This is a genomic window from Sphingomonas crocodyli (assembly GCF_004005865.1).
Taxonomy (GTDB): domain Bacteria; phylum Pseudomonadota; class Alphaproteobacteria; order Sphingomonadales; family Sphingomonadaceae; genus Rhizorhabdus; species Rhizorhabdus crocodyli.
Genome location: NZ_SACN01000001.1, coordinates 1,534,125 through 1,550,903, shown reverse-complemented (window position 1 = coordinate 1,550,903; position 16,779 = coordinate 1,534,125). Strand labels below are relative to the sequence as shown.

The 16,779-nt window shown below is 65.8% G+C and carries 16 protein-coding genes; 9 read left to right on the top strand and 7 right to left on the bottom strand.

All coding sequences use genetic code 11. From position 1 onward, the window contains the following. Nucleotides 1-991: 991 nt before the first annotated feature. Nucleotides 992-1,450 (bottom strand): RNA polymerase-binding protein DksA, encoded by a 459-nt coding sequence (gene dksA, locus EOD43_RS07240; RefSeq protein ID WP_127742472.1) that lies wholly within the window; start codon nt 1,448-1,450, stop codon nt 992-994. A gap of 196 nt (nt 1,451-1,646) precedes the next feature. Continuing rightward, entirely contained in the window at nt 1,647-2,216 is a 570-nt protein-coding gene (locus EOD43_RS07235; protein ID WP_127742470.1) for a hypothetical protein, read from the bottom strand. Between the two features lie 162 nt (nt 2,217-2,378). On the opposite strand from EOD43_RS07235, the gene serS reads away from it, so the two are divergent. Beyond that, nucleotides 2,379-3,656, top strand: coding sequence for a serine--tRNA ligase (gene serS, locus EOD43_RS07230; protein ID WP_127742468.1), 1,278 nt, complete (start codon nt 2,379-2,381; stop codon nt 3,654-3,656). After that, entirely contained in the window at nt 3,656-4,429 is a 774-nt protein-coding gene (surE, locus tag EOD43_RS07225; RefSeq protein WP_127742466.1) for a 5'/3'-nucleotidase SurE, read from the top strand. Before serS ends, surE begins: the two co-directional genes overlap by 1 nt. A 113-nt stretch (nt 4,430-4,542) precedes the next feature. Here surE and dnaJ read toward each other — a convergent pair whose 3' ends face one another. Together dnaJ and dnaK are read right to left on the bottom strand one after the other, a co-directional pair. Further along, nucleotides 4,543-5,667 (bottom strand): molecular chaperone DnaJ, encoded by a 1,125-nt coding sequence (gene dnaJ, locus EOD43_RS07220; protein ID WP_420822434.1) that lies wholly within the window; start codon nt 5,665-5,667, stop codon nt 4,543-4,545. A gap of 74 nt (nt 5,668-5,741) precedes the next feature. After that, nucleotides 5,742-7,637: a molecular chaperone DnaK gene (gene dnaK, locus EOD43_RS07215; protein ID WP_127742462.1), complete on the bottom strand. Its 1,896-nt coding sequence runs from the start codon at nt 7,635-7,637 to the stop codon at nt 5,742-5,744. Nucleotides 7,638-7,798: 161 nt separating this feature from the next. Between dnaK and EOD43_RS07210 the strand changes: the two genes are divergently transcribed. Both EOD43_RS07210 and EOD43_RS07205 read left to right on the top strand, forming a co-directional pair. Then, a complete protein-coding gene (locus tag EOD43_RS07210) occupies nt 7,799-8,257 on the top strand; it encodes a copper chaperone PCu(A)C (protein ID WP_127742460.1) in 459 nt (152 codons plus the stop codon). Further along, a complete protein-coding gene (locus EOD43_RS07205) occupies nt 8,257-9,219 on the top strand; it encodes a sulfotransferase family protein (protein WP_127742458.1) in 963 nt (320 codons plus the stop codon). The genes EOD43_RS07210 and EOD43_RS07205 overlap by 1 nt, the downstream gene beginning before the upstream one ends. A gap of 132 nt (nt 9,220-9,351) precedes the next feature. On the opposite strand, the gene grpE is transcribed toward EOD43_RS07205, so the two are convergent. After that, on the bottom strand, nt 9,352-9,888 hold the full coding sequence (gene grpE, locus EOD43_RS07200) for a nucleotide exchange factor GrpE (RefSeq protein WP_127742456.1): 537 nt from the start codon (nt 9,886-9,888) through the stop codon (nt 9,352-9,354). Nucleotides 9,889-9,983: 95 nt separating this feature from the next. Between grpE and EOD43_RS07195 the strand changes: the two genes are divergently transcribed. Genes EOD43_RS07195 through EOD43_RS07185 form a run of 3 tightly spaced genes read left to right on the top strand, consistent with a single transcriptional unit; the run spans nt 9,984 to nt 12,948 of the window. Then, nucleotides 9,984-11,090: an 8-amino-7-oxononanoate synthase gene (locus EOD43_RS07195; RefSeq protein ID WP_127742454.1), complete on the top strand. Its 1,107-nt coding sequence runs from the start codon at nt 9,984-9,986 to the stop codon at nt 11,088-11,090. After that, entirely contained in the window at nt 11,087-11,707 is a 621-nt protein-coding gene (bioD, locus tag EOD43_RS07190) for a dethiobiotin synthase (RefSeq protein WP_127742452.1), read from the top strand. The genes EOD43_RS07195 and bioD overlap by 4 nt, the downstream gene beginning before the upstream one ends. Then, the gene (locus EOD43_RS07185; RefSeq protein WP_127742450.1) at nt 11,704-12,948 is read left to right on the top strand and encodes an adenosylmethionine--8-amino-7-oxononanoate transaminase; all 1,245 of its coding nucleotides are present in this window, start codon (nt 11,704-11,706) and stop codon (nt 12,946-12,948) included. The genes bioD and EOD43_RS07185 overlap by 4 nt, the downstream gene beginning before the upstream one ends. A 105-nt stretch (nt 12,949-13,053) precedes the next feature. Here the strand turns inward: EOD43_RS07185 and EOD43_RS07180 are convergent, their stop codons facing one another. Further along, the gene (locus EOD43_RS07180) at nt 13,054-13,356 is read right to left on the bottom strand and encodes a UrcA family protein (RefSeq protein ID WP_127742448.1); all 303 of its coding nucleotides are present in this window, start codon (nt 13,354-13,356) and stop codon (nt 13,054-13,056) included. 277 nt (nt 13,357-13,633) lie between these two features. On the opposite strand from EOD43_RS07180, the gene EOD43_RS07175 reads away from it, so the two are divergent. Continuing rightward, entirely contained in the window at nt 13,634-13,879 is a 246-nt protein-coding gene (locus EOD43_RS07175; RefSeq protein ID WP_240653115.1) for a hypothetical protein, read from the top strand. Here the strand turns inward: EOD43_RS07175 and EOD43_RS07170 are convergent. Beyond that, nucleotides 13,876-16,119: a hybrid sensor histidine kinase/response regulator gene (locus EOD43_RS07170; RefSeq protein WP_127742446.1), complete on the bottom strand. Its 2,244-nt coding sequence runs from the start codon at nt 16,117-16,119 to the stop codon at nt 13,876-13,878. The genes EOD43_RS07175 and EOD43_RS07170 overlap by 4 nt on opposite strands. Nucleotides 16,120-16,391: 272 nt before the next feature. Between EOD43_RS07170 and EOD43_RS07165 the strand changes: the two genes are divergently transcribed. Then, entirely contained in the window at nt 16,392-16,778 is a 387-nt protein-coding gene (locus EOD43_RS07165; RefSeq protein WP_164857140.1) for a response regulator transcription factor, read from the top strand. Nucleotide 16,779 lies beyond the last annotated feature (1 nt).

The window sequence follows — 16,779 nt, the reverse complement described above, 5'->3', positions numbered from 1 at the left end:
GCCACCGTCCTTGAAGGGCGCCATTTCACCACCGAATGTTGGACAAAGGGTTAAGCGGCTCGACGATTTCGTGCTTCCCCACCTCCCTCGCCTCCCCACTTCGTCATTGCGAGGAGCCGCAGGCGACGAAGCAATCCAGGCCCGCACTGGAGTTAGGTCGCGCGCCTCTCCCATGCGGGCCTGAATTGCTTCGCTCCGCTCGCAATGACGAGACAGGAACAAATAGTGAACTTTATCTTGACATCAAGAACCATTTAGGTTAATAACCCACCCGTTCCTCATCGTCCGGTACAGGCGAAGCGGGGAATGCAGGACCGGCCCGGGGCAGAGCTCGCTCCGTTTCCGGGCCAAGGTCGGCGCGAAGTCATCCGGTTCAGAAGCGGATGCGCATCGCTTCTCGCCGGCGCGTGCTGGACAAAACCGCCGATCAGGCGGGCGTGGTGACGGATAAAGACGGGAAGACAGGGCCGATCCACTGCGGGCAACCGCATCCCGGGTAGCCCCGACCGGACAGATCCCCGCCGCACCCCAATGATCGGGGCCATTCCCTCGAAGAATGGCCGCAGCCACTCCACGGGCCTCGCCCCGCACCTGGTGACAGCAGGTGTGCGTCGAACGCTCCGATCGGCCCCAGCCGCGCCCGCACCACTACCGACTACAGTTCCGCCCGGATGCCCGTGGCAGGACGCGCCGACCTTCCTGTCCTGATTTTACGCCAGAGAACCGTCTTGCGGTGCAGCCCACCACAAGAACCAGCGTCACCCCGGACTTGATCCGGGGTCCCGCTTCTTCTTGCCCCGTCTCCCGCTTGCGGGATAGGGCTGGGGTGAGGGTCTGCCTCACCTCCTCGATACCTGAGAAGAGGGAAGAAGACCCTCATCCAAACCTTCTCCCGCAGGCGGGAGAAGGCTTCAGAAGGAAGAAGCGGGGCCCCGGATCAAGTCCGGGGTGACAAAAGAGGATAGACCGGCGACCACTCGCCAGCCCCCGCCTATTCCTCGCGCGAGATCTTCTCGTTCCGCTCGTGGCGCTCCTGCGCCTCGACCGTCATCGTCGCGATCGGGCGGGCTTCGAGCCGGCCGAGCGAGATCGGTTCGCCCGTCACCTCGCAATAGCCATATTCGCCGTCCTCGATCCGGCGCAGCGCGGAGTCGATCTTGGAGATCAGCTTGCGCTGCCGATCGCGGGTGCGAAGCTCGATCGACCAGTCGGTTTCCGAAGAAGCCCGATCGGTCAGGTCCGCCTCACGCAGCGTATCGGTCTGCAGCTGCTGGAGCGTGCCGGCCGATTCGCGCAGGATCGAATCCTTCCACGCGCGGAGCTTGCCCTTGAAATAGGCAAGCTGCTGATCGTTCATGAAGGGTTCGTCGGACGACGGCCGGTATCCGTCGTCCATTTCAAAATGGGGAACCTTATCCGGATTCGAAACGCCACTTAGCAACGTCGCCATCCTATTCACCGCTCTTATACGGTGTCGGAACTGCCGCCCTTCGGCCGCTCCTCGACCTCTGCCCGAGCGGGCCTATAGACAGGCGTTAACGCCCGCACAAGCGACACTTGCGAGTCATTCACAGCTTTTTATTCGCAGTGAAGCCCCGATCGTTGCGCACGAGCGGGGCTCCATGATCCGATTGTTTCGGAAGTGCTTAGTTCTGGCCCGCCGGCGGGGTCGCCGCCTTGGTCGCGGCTTCCTCAAGCTGCGCAGCGGTCATGCCGATGATCGCGCCGTTCGGGCCCTTGGCGAGCGCCGTCTTGGGCAGCTTTGCCTTGGCGTTGGCGGTGGCGACGGTCACGGTCTCGCCTTCGACGGCCTCGATCGTGCCAACGGCGCCGCCCTGCGGGTCCGAAACCGCGGTGCCGGGCGCCAGCGAGGCGAGGAACTGCGCGTTCTGGTCGGCCGAAGCCGCCTTCGCCTGCGTCTCAAGCTCGGCCTTGGTCATGCCGATCAGCAACGCCTTGTCGCCCTGCGCAAAGGCCGAATTGGGAACGGTGACCTTGACCACGCCGGTGTCGATCACGGCGTTGGTGCCATCGGTCGATGCGATCGTGCCGACCGCGCCGCCCTTGGCATCGGTGACGGCAGCACCCGCGGCGACGTTCGCCTTGGCTGCGGCCGGAGCCGTCGCGGCGGCGGGTGCCGCTGCGTCCTGCGCAAGCGCCGGGGCCGCAGCCGCGGTCAGGAACGCAGAGGCAAGAAAAACAGCTCGCAAAGTCACAATATATACTCCTCGAAGTTGTCACTCGAAGGAAACGACTCCCGAATCGGCGCCAAAGTTCCACCTTTCAGCGGCGAAACGAGCCTGTGCCGGGGTAAAGTCTCGCATATCCGCCATTCCTAGTCCGTTGCGCGCGAGCATCGGGACGGCCATAGGGCGGACATGCATGATATTCGCCTGATCCGGGACGATCCCGCCGCTTTCGACGCCGCCCTCGCCCGCCGTGGCGCCGCGTCGCAAAGTGCCGCGCTGCTCGCGCTCGACGAACGCCGCCGTGCGATCACCACCGAATTGCAAGCCGCGCAGGCGCGCCGCAACGATGCGTCGAAGGCGATCGGACAGGCCAAGGCGCAGAAGGACGAGGCGACCGCCGCCGCCCTGATGGCCGAAGTCGCCGCGCTCAAGGAGCGTATGCCGGCGCTCGAAGCCGAGGGCGCGCAGGTCGACACCGATCTCACCGCCGCGCTCGCCGCCATCCCGAACCTCCCCGCCGCCGACGTGCCCGATGGCGCGGATGAGGAGGAGAATGTCGAGCAGCATCGCTGGGGCCATCCGCCCGAATTCGATTTCGAGGCGAAGGAGCATCCCGACTTCGCCGACAAACTGGGCCTCGATTTCGAATCCGCCGCCGCCATTTCCGGCGCGCGCTTCGCGATCCTGAAGGGCGGCATCGCCCGGCTCCAGCGCGCTTTGGGCCAGTTCATGCTCGACCGGCAGACCGCGCGCGGCTTCACCGAAGTGATCCCGCCGCTGCTGGTGCGAGACGAGGCGATGTTCGGCACCGGGCAACTGCCCAAGTTCGCCGACGATCTGTTCCACACGACCGACGGCCGCTGGCTGATCCCCACCGCCGAGGTCTCCCTCACCAACATGGTGCGCGAGCAGATTCTGGCTGAGGCCGAGTTGCCGACGAAGTTCACCGCGCTGACGCAATGCTTCCGATCCGAAGCGGGTGCGGCGGGCCGCGATACGCGCGGGTTGATCCGCCAGCACCAGTTCGAAAAGGTCGAGCTGGTCGCGATCACCACGCCCGAACAGTCCGACGCGGTGCATGAGGAGATGACCCGCGCGGCCGAGGCGATCCTCGAGGAACTCGGCCTTCCCTATCGCCGCGTCCTCCTGTGCACCGGCGACATGGGCTTCGGCGCGCGCAAGACCTTCGATCTCGAAGTCTGGCTGCCGGGGCAGAAGAAATATCGCGAGATCAGCAGCGTTTCGAACTGTGGCGACTTCCAGGCGCGCCGCATGAACGCGCGCTATCGCCCCGCCGGTGAGACGAAGGGCACGCGCTTCGTCCACACGCTCAACGGCTCCGGCCTCGCGGTCGGCCGCACGCTCGTCGCCGTGCTGGAAAATTACCAGCAAGCCGATGGCTCGGTGCGGATCCCGCAGGCGCTCGTCCCCTATATGGGCGGCCTGACCGAGCTTTGCGCCTTCTGATGCGCATCCTGCTCACCAATGATGACGGCGTGAACGCGCCGGGCCTGAACGTGCTGGAGGCGATCGCGCGGACCTTGTCCGACGACATCACGATCGTCGCCCCGGCGGAGGAGCAATCGGGCGCGGGCCGTTCGCTCACGCTCACGCGCCCCTTGCGGATGCGCCAGATCGACGAGCGGCGTTATGCCGTCGCGGGCACGCCGACCGACGCGGTGATGATGGCGCTGACCGAGGTGATGAAGGACGGCCCGCCCGACCTGATCCTCTCGGGCGTCAATCGCGGTTCGAACCTGGCCGAGGACGTCAGCTATTCGGGCACCGTCGCCGCCGCGATGGAGGGTGCGCTGGCGGGCATCCGCTCGGTCGCGCTCAGCCAGATCTACACCAAGAAGGGCAATGACGGCCCCGGCACCGATGTCAGCTTCGCCGCGGCCGAGGCGTGGGGCGAGCGCGCGCTGCGCCCGCTGCTCGACGCCCCGTGGGTGCCGCGCACCTTGGTGAACATCAACTTCCCGGCGGTCGATCCTCGCGCGGTGCAGGGCATCAAGGTCGTTGGCCAGGGGCTGCGCGATTATGGCGGCGCCACGATGGAGCGCCGCATGGACCCGCGCGGCTTCCCCTATTACTGGCTCCGCCTCGCCAGCCGCCTCGACAGCGCGGCGGTCGACACCGATCTTGAGGCGGCAGCGGCCGGCTGGGTCACGGTGACGCCGCTCCACTGCGTGCTGACGCATGAGCCGTCGATGGCGGCTTTGGACGCGGTGTATCGCTGACAACCACCGTCACCCCCGCGAAGGCGGGGGCCTATCCGCTCTCATCACAAGCGGTGTCGCTTCAGACAAGACTGGATAGGCCCCCGCCTTCGCGGGGGTGACGGTAAAGGGATTCAGTCCCCGAACATCCCCTTCAACCGGGAGAAGAAGCCGCTCGATTGCGGGCATTCCTCGCCGGTTTCGGTTTCGCGGAACTGTTCGAGCAGTTCCTTCTGCTTCGCGGTCAGCCGCGTCGGCGTCTCGACGTCGATCTGGATGACGAGGTCGCCATGCCCGCGCCCGTTGAGGACGGGCATGCCCGCACCGCGCTGGCGGATCTGCTTGCCCGACTGGATGCCCGAGGGGATGCGGATTTCGTGGACCTTGCGGTCCAGTCCCGGCACTTCGATCGCGCCGCCGAGCGCTGCGGTCGTGAAGCTGATCGGCGCGCGCGCGAACAGGGTCGTGCCGTCGCGTTCGAACAGTTCGTGCGCCTTGATGTGCAGGAAGATGTAGAGATCGCCCGGAGGCGCGCCCTGCGCCCCCGCCTCGCCTTCGCCGGTCAGGCGGATGCGCGTGCCTTCGTCGACACCGGCGGGAATGCGGACGTCGAGCGTCTTGGTGCGCTCCACGCGGCCTTCGCCATGACAGTCGACGCACGGATCGGAGATCACCTGCCCCGCGCCGTGGCACGCCGGGCAGGCCCGCTCGACCATGAAGAAGCCCTGCTGCGAGCGCACCTTGCCATGCCCGCCGCAGGTGCCGCAGGTCTTGGCGCTGGTGCCGGGCTTGGCGCCCGCGCCGTGGCAGGTGTCGCACTGGACCGCAACATCGACCGTGATCGACGCCTGCTTGCCAGCAAACGCCTCCTCCAGCGTGATTTCCATGTCGTAGCGCAGGTCCGCGCCGCGCCGCACGCTCTGGCGCCCGCCGCCGCCACGGCCGCCCATGAACTCGCCGAAGATATTCTCGAAGATATCCGAAAAGCCTTCGAAGCCCTGCGGACCGCCGCGCCCGCCGCCGAAGCCGCCCTGTTCGAACGCCGCCTTGCCATAGCGATCATAGGCCGCGCGCTTCTGCGGATCCTTCAGGCAGTCATAGGCTTCGCTGATCGCCTTGAACTTCGCCTCGCTGTCGGCGCAGCCGGGGTTCTTGTCCGGATGGCATTGCATCGCCAGCCGCCGGTAAGACGTCTTGATCGTCTTGTCGTCGGCGGTGCGCTCGACTTCGAGCAGTTCGTAATAATCGAGGTCAGCCATCACGCCCCCGCAAGATGCTGACCGGCCCCGTCGGTGAAGACGGGGCCGGAGAACGCATTACACATGTGACAGGCTTACGCCTTCTTGTCGTCGACTTCCGAGAATTCGGCGTCGACCACATTGTCATCGGCCGGAGCCTCGGCGCCCGGCGAAGCCGCCGCGGCCTGCTCCTGCTCGTAGATCGCCTGGCCGAGCTTCATCGCGACCTGCGCGAGCGCCTGCGCCTTGTCGGTCATCTGGCCGGCATCGCCGGATTCGATGGCCGTCTTGGTCTCGGCGATCGCCGCCTCGATCTCGCCCTTCAGAGCCGCATCGACCTTCGATCCATGCTCCTCGAGCTGACGCTCGGTGGTGTGGACAAGGCTTTCCGCGTTGTTCTTCGCCTCGGCGGCGGCGCGGCGCTTCTTGTCCTCCTCGGCGAACTTTTCGGCATCCTTGACCATCTGATCGATGTCATTGTCCGAAAGGCCGCCCGAGGCCTGGATCTTGATCTGCTGCTCCTTGCCGGTGCCCTTGTCCTTGGCGCTGACGTTGACGATGCCGTTGGCGTCGATGTCGAACGTGACCTCGATCTGCGGCACGCCGCGCGGCGCCGGCGGGATGCCGACCAGATCGAACTGGCCCAGCATCTTGTTGTCGGCGGCCATCTCACGCTCGCCCTGGAAGACGCGGATCGTGACGGCGTTCTGGTTGTCGTCGGCCGTCGAATAGACCTGCGACTTCTTGGTCGGGATCGTGGTGTTGCGATCGATCATGCGGGTGAACACGCCACCCAGCGTCTCGATGCCCAGCGACAGCGGCGTCACGTCCAGAAGCAGCACGTCCTTGACGTCGCCCTGCAGCACGCCCGCCTGAATGGCGGCGCCCATCGCGACGACTTCGTCAGGGTTCACGCCGGTGTGCGGATCCTTGCCGAAGAACTGCTTCACGACTTCGCGGACCTTGGGCATGCGGGTCATGCCGCCGACCATCACGACTTCGTCGATGTCGCCGGTCTTCAGGCCCGCATCGGCCAGCGCCTTCTTCAGCGGCTCGATCGAACGCTGGATCAGCGGATCGACCAGACGCTCCAGGTCGGCGCGGTTGATCGCCTTCACCAGATGCTTCGGGCCGGTCGCGTCGGCGGTGATGAAGGGCAGGTTGACCTCGGTCGTCTGCGCCGACGACAGCTCGATCTTCGCCTTTTCGGCGGCTTCCTTCAGACGCTGGAGCGCGAGGCGATCCTTGGTCAGGTCGATGCCTTCCGACTTCTGGAAATCGGCCGCCAGATATTCGACGATCTTCGAGTCGAAATCTTCGCCGCCCAGGAAGGTGTCGCCGTTGGTCGACTTCACTTCGAACACGCCATCGCCGATCTCGAGGATCGAGATGTCGAACGTGCCGCCGCCAAGGTCATAGACCGCGATCGTCTTGCCGTCGTTCTTCTCAAGGCCATAAGCGAGCGCCGCCGCCGTCGGCTCGTTGATGATGCGCAGCACTTCGAGGCCCGCAATCTGCCCGGCGTCCTTGGTCGCCTGGCGCTGCGCGTCGTTGAAGTAGGCCGGAACCGTGATGACGGCCTGCGTCACCGTCTCGCCCAGATAGGCTTCGGCGGTTTCCTTCATCTTCTGCAGCGTAAAGGCCGAAATCTGCGACGGGCTGTAATCCTTGCCGCCGGCCTGCACCCATGCGTCGCCGTTCGAACCCTTCACGATGTGATAGGGGACCAGTTCGGTGTCCTTCTTGGTCACCGGGTCGTCGAAGCGGCGGCCGATCAGGCGCTTCACCGCGAAGATCGTGTTGTCGGGATTGGTCACGGCCTGGCGCTTCGCCGGCTGGCCGATCAGACGCTCGCCATCCTTGGCGAATGCGACGATCGACGGCGTGGTGCGCGCGCCTTCCGCATTTTCGATCACCTTGGGCTTGCCGCCTTCCATCACGGCGACGCAGCTGTTGGTCGTGCCCAGATCGATACCGATAACCTTAGCCATTATGTTCCTTTCAGCCCCATTCGGTTCAGGCCACCACACCCCCAGTTAACGAGGCGAGCATGATTTCGGCCTGCAATTGACTGGCGCGATATAGGGGGGGATTTTGTTGCCGCAAGGCTTCGCGCCGCCTATTCGACAGCAGATTTTCGAAGGAGATTCCCGTGCGGCACATCATCCTGCTCGCGACGGCCGCCATCGCCGTCACCGCGTGCAAGCCAAAGCTGGCCGATCAGCCGCGCGTCAAGGATGCCTGGGTGCGCCTTTCCCCCGTCCCCGGACGCCCGGCGGCGGGCTATTTCGAGCTGAAGGGCGGCACCGCCGACGACAAGCTGGTCAGCATCAACAGCGCGGTCGTCGAAAAGATCGAGCTGCACCAGAGCGGCATGTCCGGGGGCATGATGACGATGACGCCGATCGCCGAAGTCGCGATCCCCGCGGGCGGCACGGTGGCTTTCTCGCCCGAGGGCAATCACGCGATGCTCTATGGCGTCGACGCCGCGATCAAGCCGGGCACCGCCATCCCCCTCCTCTTCCGCTTCGCCAGCGGCAAGAGCTTCGAGGCGGAGGCGAAGACGATCGCCGCCGGCGCGGAACATGACATGGGCGGCATGTCGCACTGATGCCGATCGCGGGGCCGAACGAAAACGGGCGCCGATCGCCGGTCTTTCTGGTCGGTGCCGAGCGATCGGGATCGACGATGATGCGGCTGATGCTCAGCCACCATCCCGATATCGCCTTTGCGGGCGAAAGCGATTTCATCGTCGATGCGATCACGCCCGAAGGCCGCTTCATGAAGCGCGAGGCGTTCCTGCGGATGCTCTCGCTCGATCGCGTGTTCGGCAATCGCAAGCTCAACATCGCGCAGGGGCTGAACTTCGTCGGCCTTGCCAACGACTTCCTCGATCAGATCGCGGCGACCAAGGGCAATCCCGCCGTCGTCGGCATGACGATCCACCGCCATTATGATCGGCTGCTCCACCTGTGGCCCGACGCGCGCTTCATCCACCTGGTCCGCGACGGGCGCGACGTGGCGCTCTCGACGATCCCGATGGGCTGGGCGGGCAATATGTGGCGCGGCATCCGGCTGTGGGTCGATGCCGAGGAGAATTGGCACGCCCTGTCCGAACGGCTGCCCGACGATCGCTTCATCACGGTCAAATATGAAAATGTCGCGCGCGACGCCGAATATGAACTGCGCCGCGTAACCGACTTTCTGGGCCTGACCTTCGGCCCCGAAATGCTCCGTTATTCGGAAAGCTCGACCTACAGCTCACCGCATGGCGACAGTGTGGGCAAGTGGCGCAAGGCCGACCCCAAGGATCTCTCGGCGGCCGAATTCCGCGGCGCGCGCTGGCTGCTCCAGAACGGCTATCTGCTCAGCGGCACCGTCAAGGCGCCCTCGATCTTCCGCCGCGCGATGTTCCGCATCCAGGACCGGATCGTGATCGCCAATTACCGGCGCAAGAAGTTCGGCACGAAATTGTGGCTCGAAAGCCTGATCTATTCGCGCTTCGGATCGAAGAAGCAGCACGCCCGCATCGTGCGCGCGCAGAATCAGATCATCGACCGGCATTTGAAGTAGGCAAATCCTCCCCGGAACGGGGAGGTGGCGCCGAAGGCGTCGGAGGGGGTGGGCCACAAGCGATACCGCCCAGCCTCTCGCCCCCTCCACCGCTTCGCGGTCCCCCTCCCCGTACCGGGGAGGATTTAAGGCTTACTCCGCCGCCTTCGCGACAGCGACGAGCGCCGGGCGCAGCAGGCGGTCCTTGATCATGTAGCCGCTCTGCATTTCCTGAACGACCGTGCCGGGTTCGGCGTCGCTGGGCAGTTCGACCATCGCCTGATGCTTGTTCGGATCGAGCTTCGCACCGACCGACTCGATCTTCGTGATGTCGTTGCGCTGGAAGATGTTGTCGATCTCCTTGCCCGTCATCTCGATGCCGGCGATCAGCGACTTGACCCGTTCGTCCTCGCGCAGCTCGGCCGGGATCGCGATGATGGCGCGCGACAGATTGTCGGCGACCGACAGGATATCGCGTGCGAACTTCGTCACCGCATAAGCCGCCGTATCGGCCTTTTCCTTCTCGCCGCGGCGGCGGACATTCTCGGTCTCGGCGCGCGCATAGAGGACGTCCTGTTTCAGCTTGACGATCTCGCTTTCGAGCGCGGCGACCGGGCTCTCGGCCGCCGCTTCGGTCTGCTCGGTTTCGGGCGTTTCGACGTCGTTCTCGTTGATCGGTTCTTCGTTCATGCTCTCGTCCGATGTTCGGTGTCGCGGGCCGATATAGTCAAACAAGCCGCGACGAAAAGATGGCAGTGTGATCTTACAGCGGCTATCGGGCGCCAATGTCGATCCTCGACGGCCATAAACAGGCGCTCGAAGTCCTCGCCCAGCGCGCGCGAACCCGTTCGCTGATCGCGCGCACCGGCGCCGATTTCGCCTCCAACGACTATCTGGGCCTGTCGGGTTCGCAGGCGCTGCGCGATGCGGTGGCCGCCGCGATCGGGCGCGGCGTGGCGATCGGCGCGGGCGGATCGCGGCTGCTGCGCGGCAACGATCCCGAGCATCAGGCGCTGGAGGCCGAAGCCGCCGCCTTCTTCGGCAGCGAGGCGTCGCTCTGGTTCTCCAGCGGGTTCGCCGCCAACAGCGCGATCTTTTCGACCCTGCCCGCACAACGCGACCTGATCGTCCACGACGAGCTGATTCACGCGAGCGCGCATGAAGGGATGCGGCTGGGCCGCGCGACGACCGTTTCGGTAAGGCATAACGATCCGCAGGCGTTTGCCGACGCGATCGGCAAGTGGCGCGCCGAAGGTGGCAAGGGCCGCGCGTGGATCGCGGTCGAAAGCCTCTACAGCATGGACGGCGACATCGCCCCGCTGACCGATCTGGCCGCCATCGCAGCGCGCGAGGACGCCTTCCTCGTCATCGACGAGGCCCATGCGACCGGCGTGTTCGGCCCCGACGGGCGCGGGCTGGCCGCCGATCTGGAAGGCCGCGAGAACGTCATCACCCTGCGCACCTGCGGCAAGGCACTGGGCACCGAGGGCGCGCTGGTGTGCGCGGCCCGCACATTGATCGACACTTTGGTCAGCCGCGCGCGCGGCTTCATCTTCTCAACCGCCCCCTCCCCGCTGATGGCGGCCGCGACGCGCGCGAGCCTGACGCTGCTCGTCACCGAGCCGGAGCGACGCGCGCAGCTGCACGATCTGATCGCGCATGCCGCAACCGTCCTGCCCGCGACCGGAAGCCAGATCGTGCCCGTCATCATCGGCGACGATGCCCGCACGATGGCGATCGCCGCCGCATTGCAGGCGGACGGCTTCGACGTGCGCGGCATCCGCCCGCCGACCGTGCCGCCCGGCACATCGCGGCTGCGCGTCTCGCTCACCAACAATGTCACGCGCGAACAGGTCTCGGCGCTTGCCGCGCGCATCAAGGAACTCGCATGACCCTGGTCGTCACCGCCACCGACACCGATGTCGGCAAGACGGTCTTTTCCGCAGCCCTCACCGCCGCGATCGACGGCTGCTACTGGAAGCCGGTGCAGGCGGGGCTGGACGACGGGACGGACAGCGAGCGGGTGGCGCGGCTTTCCGGCCTGCCCGCCGATCGCATCCTGCCCGAAGCCTATCGGCTCAAGACCCCCGCCTCGCCGCATTTCGCCGCCGCGATCGACAATGTCCTGATCGAGCCGGAGCGCCTGACCCCGCCCGCCTGCGACCGCCGGCTGGTGATCGAGGGCGCGGGCGGTGCGCTGGTGCCGCTGACCGGAGGTATCCTCTATGCCGACATGTTCGCGCGCTGGCGCTACGAAACGATCATCGTCGCGCGGACGAGTCTCGGCACGATCAACCACAGCCTGATGACGATCGAGGCGCTGCGCAGCCGCGACGTGCCGATCCTGGGGATCGCCTTCATCGGCGAGGCGAATGAGGATAGCGAGAACACCATCGCCGCGATCGGCCGGGTGAAGCGCCTCGGCCGCCTGCCGCATCTCGCCACGCTCGACACCGCCAGCCTCAATGCCGCCTTCGCCGCCCATTTCCGGATCGAGGATTTCGGATGACGTCGCCCGTCTGGCATCCCTTCACCCAGCATGGGCTGAACGAGGAAATCCCGCTCATCGCGCGGACCGAGGGCGCGATCCTGCATGCGGCGGACGGGCGCCGCTTCGTCGATGCGATCTCGTCCTGGTGGGTGACGACCCACGGCCATCGCCACCCGCGCATCATGGCCGCGATCGCCGATCAGGCGGCGAAGATGGACCAGATCATTTTCGCGGGTTTTACGCATGAACCCGCTGAACGGCTCGCCGCCGGGCTGATCGAGATCATGCCTGCCGAGCTGGCGCACGTCTTTTACTCGGACAGCGGATCGACCAGCGTCGAGGTCGCGATCAAGATGGCGCTCGGATACTGGCTCAACCGGGGCGAGCCGCGCCATCGCATCGTCGTGATGGAGCATAGCTATCATGGCGACACGGTGGGCACGATGTCGCTGGGCGAGCGCGGGGTCTATAACCGCGCCTATCAGCCCTTGCTGTTCGACGTCTCCGCTTTGCCCTTCCCGACCGGCGACGGGCAGGCGACGCTCGATGCGCTGGAGGCGGCATGCCGTGAGAAGCCCGCTGCCCTGATCGTCGAGCCGTTGATCCTCGGCGCGGGCGGGATGCTAATCTACACGCCCGCGATCCTCGCCGAAATGCGGGCGATCTGTGCGCGGCACGACGTGCTGTTCATCGCCGACGAGGTGATGACCGGATGGGGCCGCACCGGCACGCTGCTGGCCTGCGAACAGGCGGGCGTGGTGCCCGATATCCTGTGCCTGTCGAAGGGGCTGACCGGCGGCGCCGTGCCGTTGGCGGTGACGATGGCAAGGTCGGAGATTTTCGAGGCGCATCGATCGGATGATCGCGCGAAGATGTTCTTCCATTCGTCGAGTTACACCGCCAACCCGATCGCCTGCGCGGCGGGCCTCGCCAATCTCGAAATCTGGCGCGACGAGCCGGTGCTCGATCGCATCGCCGATCTTTCCACGCGGCAGGCGGCGAATCTCGCCGCGCTCGATCATCCCAAGATCGTCAACCGGCGGCAGATCGGCACGATCACCGCGATGGAGTTGGCCGGGGATGCGCCCGATTATCTGGATGGGATCGGGCCGAAGCTGGGCGCCTTCTTCCGCGCGCGGGGGCTGCTGCTCCGCCCGATGGGCAACACCGTCTATGTGATGCCGCCTTATTGCATCGAGCCCGACGATCTCGACGCGATCTATGCCGCGATCGCAGCGGCGGCGGACGAGATCGCCTGAACAGCGAAAAGGCGGGAGGTGGCTCCCGCCTTTCGAAACTCTCCACGATGTCCGCCGGGCCTTACCGGAAGTTTTATCAGGCCCGGCGGTTCGTGCGGGCCGGCATCAACGCGACGCCAGCACCACATTGGCCGGGGTGGCATCCGCCATCTGCTGGCGAGCTTCCGCGACGACCTTGTGACGGCAGACCGTGGTCACGATCGCGGCCTGGCCACGGCCGCACAGCTTGTCGGCGGCGCGGTGCAGGCGGACCTGCAGCTGGGCATTGCCCTTGTCGCTGTTCAGATCGAGATCGCCATAAGCGACCTTGACGGCGGGGGCGGCATTCACCGGAGCGGCGAAAGCGATGTTCACGGTCGCGGCGGCAACGGCGGCGACGGCGGTGAGGATCTTGTTGGTGGCGTTCATTTCAAAGTCCCTTTCTCAACTGGCGTTGTCGATGCCGGATACTTTGCAGAGAGCGTGCCAATTTAAAAAATCCAATAAAATCAGACTTTGCGATGATCATGATGGGATTTTCAACACCATATATCGGTGAAAATTGCCACAGTTCGGTATACTGATCGTTTCGGATCCGAATGATCGTTGAAAGCGCCTTATCCTTCTGGCAGTCGGGGTTCAGCGTCAGGCAACCTAAGCCCGCGCATGTCGTTGTTCGTTCGATAGCGTTTCAGGAGAGTGATCCGTGAGCCCGACTTCCGTTCCAGAGGACGCAACCCCGCCCTGGCCCGCCAACCCGCTGCCCCACACGCTCGACGCGACGACGGTGAAGCCGGCGCCCAAGGCCAAGAAGAAGACGGCCCAGCCGGAGGAGCCGGAAAAGGGCAAGGCGAACATCAAGAAGATCGCCGGCGTCGGCGCCGCTGTCGGCATCGGTTCGGCGGCGATCGTCGCAGCCCTGCTATACACGAGCCGCAAGAACAAAGACTAAGCTCGCAACTCGTCCATCCGCGCGCGCAATGTCGCCGCGGTGAAGGGCTTGGACAGCATCGGCCCGCTCCACAGCGCGCCGAGCTGTTCGAGGTCGGCATAGCCGCTCATCAGCAGGATCGGCAGATCGGGCCGCTGCGCGCGGATCAGGCGCGCGGCCTCCGCGCCGTTGAGCCCCGGCATCGCGAAGTCGAGCAGAGCGAAGTCGATCGCCGGCTCGCTTTCCAATTGCGCCAGCCCCTCGCGCCCCGATCCGGCCTCCACCACCTCGCATCCCTGCTCACGCAGCATCTCTGCGGTCACCCCGCGCACGTCGGGATCGTCATCGACCAGCAATACGCACACGCCGCTCCAGTCGGGGCCGATCGTCACCGGCGCCGGGACCGCGTGAACGGGCACGCCGCCCGATATCGGCAGGTAGATGGTGACGACGGTTCCGATGCCCTGCGTGGACTCGATCGCGATGCCGCCCTGCATCTGCTTCAGGATGCCCAGCACCTGCGGCAGGCCGAGGCCCGTGCCATGCCCCGTCTCCTTGGTGGTGAAGAAGGGTTCGAACACGCGCGACAGCGTTTCGGCGGACATGCCGGTGCCCTGATCCTCCACCCGGATCGCGACATAATCGCCCGGCCCCGGCGCTTCGGCTCCGCGCGGGGCATCGTCCACGCTTTGCGCCGCCGTCACGATCCGCAGCCGCCCGCCGTCGGGCATGGCATCGCGGGCGTTGATCGCCAGGTTGAGCAGGATCAGATCGAGCTGGGTCGCATCCGCCTCGACCGCCGGCAGATCAGCACCCAGCGCGGTCTCGATCTCGATCGCGCTGCCCAGCGTCGAATGGAGCAATTCGCTCGCGCTCGTCACCACCGCATTGACGTCGACCGCCTCGGTATGAAGCCGCTGGCGTCGCGAGAAAGCGAGCAATTGCCCGGTCAGGCGCGCGCCCCGCTCCGCCGCGCTGCGGGCATTGGCGAGGCGGCGGGCGACCTTGGGATCCGCATTCCCCTTCTCGATCAGCTCGATATTGCCGATCACGGCGGTCAGCAGATTGTTGAAGTCGTGCGCGATGCCGCCGGTCAACCGGCCGACCGCCTCCATCTTCTGCGCCTGAACCAGGCTTTCGGTCGCCTCGGCCAGTTCACGGGTCCGTTCGGTCACGCGCGCTTCGAGATCCTGATTGAGATCGCGCAACTCCTGCTCCCGCGCGCGCAGCAGCTTGGCAGCGCCGGCGAGCGCGATCTGGACCGCGTCGATTTCGGCAAGTCCGCTGGGCGGCGGCAGGGCGCCGCCTTCGGCCAGCCCGCCCGCCGCGCGCGACAGCCTTTCGAGCGGCCGCGCAATCCCGCGCCCCACCAGCACCGCGCCCACCAGCCCCAGCCCGAGCAAGGCGATGCCCAGGATCGTCCCGGCGATCAGCGCGCCGCGCGCGCCGCGCGCCATTTCGTCGCGCGGGACCGCGACGATCATCGTCCAGCGGGTCGTGGGCGATGTCTTCCACGCCGTGATGCTCGATATGCCGTCCAGCGTCACCGTGGGCTGCACATCCTCATCGGATTGCGCCAGGCGTTCGCGCATACTGGGCGACACGCTTTTGCCGACAAAGGCTTCATTGGCCCGGCTGCGCGCGATGACGGTGCGATTGCCGTCGACCACCACGCCCGTCCAGCGCGGCGGAATATGCTGTTGCTGCATCAGTTCGAGGAAGCTCGATGCGCGGCGGACGACGTTGAGCAGCAGGCGCTGCCCGTCCTCGGTGCGGATCGTGCGCGTGACGATCACGATCGGCTCGCGCGGCGCCACGCCGAAGTGGAGATTGTGGAGGACGATGCGGTCGCCGATGCCGATCGTGCCCGACACCGCCAGCTTTACATTGCGCACCGGCAATTGCCCGACGGGGTAGTGCGTGTTGACCAGCAGGCGGCCGTCCTCGGTCACGACCGACACCCAGCGATCGGTGCCCGCCACCACCTCGCGCGCCTGCGCATCGAACTCGCGCCACCGCCCATGCTTGAGCCACCACGACGCCGACAGCGCCTCAACCAGCACGCGCGCCTGGCCGATATCGCGATCGACCGCGATCGACATGGCGCGCGTCATCCCCGTCAACTGGGTCTCCGCCGCGCGATGTTCCTCATGGTAACTGCGCCACAGCAACGCCGCCGCGACGATCGCCGCCGGCACCAGCAGCACGGCGACGAGCAGCACGAGTCGCGCGCGCACCGTCGCGAAGGCCGCGGGGGCCATTATAGCTGACCTATTATGGGATGGATCCGCACCATTCGCCCCTGCCCCGGCCATCCTGTCGGCGCCCACAACTATCTGCGTCAATTATAGAAACAGAAAAAGCCGTCGGTCCAGCGCTGACCGAGCCGCCGCAAACGTTGCGTAAACTGTAAAATGCATTCAAAAGTACCGCGCGGTTCAGCGTCGCGTCATGAACCGCGTTTCAAATGTTCCATGTCGGAATTGGGGGGCTGCTACATGCTGGCTGCGCGGCTGGATGCGCTTTACCGCCGATGACGGCACGTATCGTCCATATCGTCGATGATGACGAGATCGTCCTCCATTCCGCCGCCTGCCTGGTCGAAGCCGCGGGCTACGAGGTGCGTCGCTATACGTCGGGCCTCAACCTTCTCGACCAGACGGATCTTTCGGGGTTGATCCTGCTCGATATCGACATGCCCGATCTGGATGGGCTGGCGGTGCAGAAGGCGCTGTCGGACAAGGCGCCGTCCCTGCCGGTCATCTTCCTGACCGGGCATGGCGACGACATCATGCGCGCCCGCGCCATGCATGCCGGGGCGATCGACTTCATCGCCAAGCCGGTGCGGCAGGACGTGCTGCTGGAAGCGATAGCTACCGGTTTCGACGAAGCCGGACGGACGAACCGCAGCCGCGCCTGAC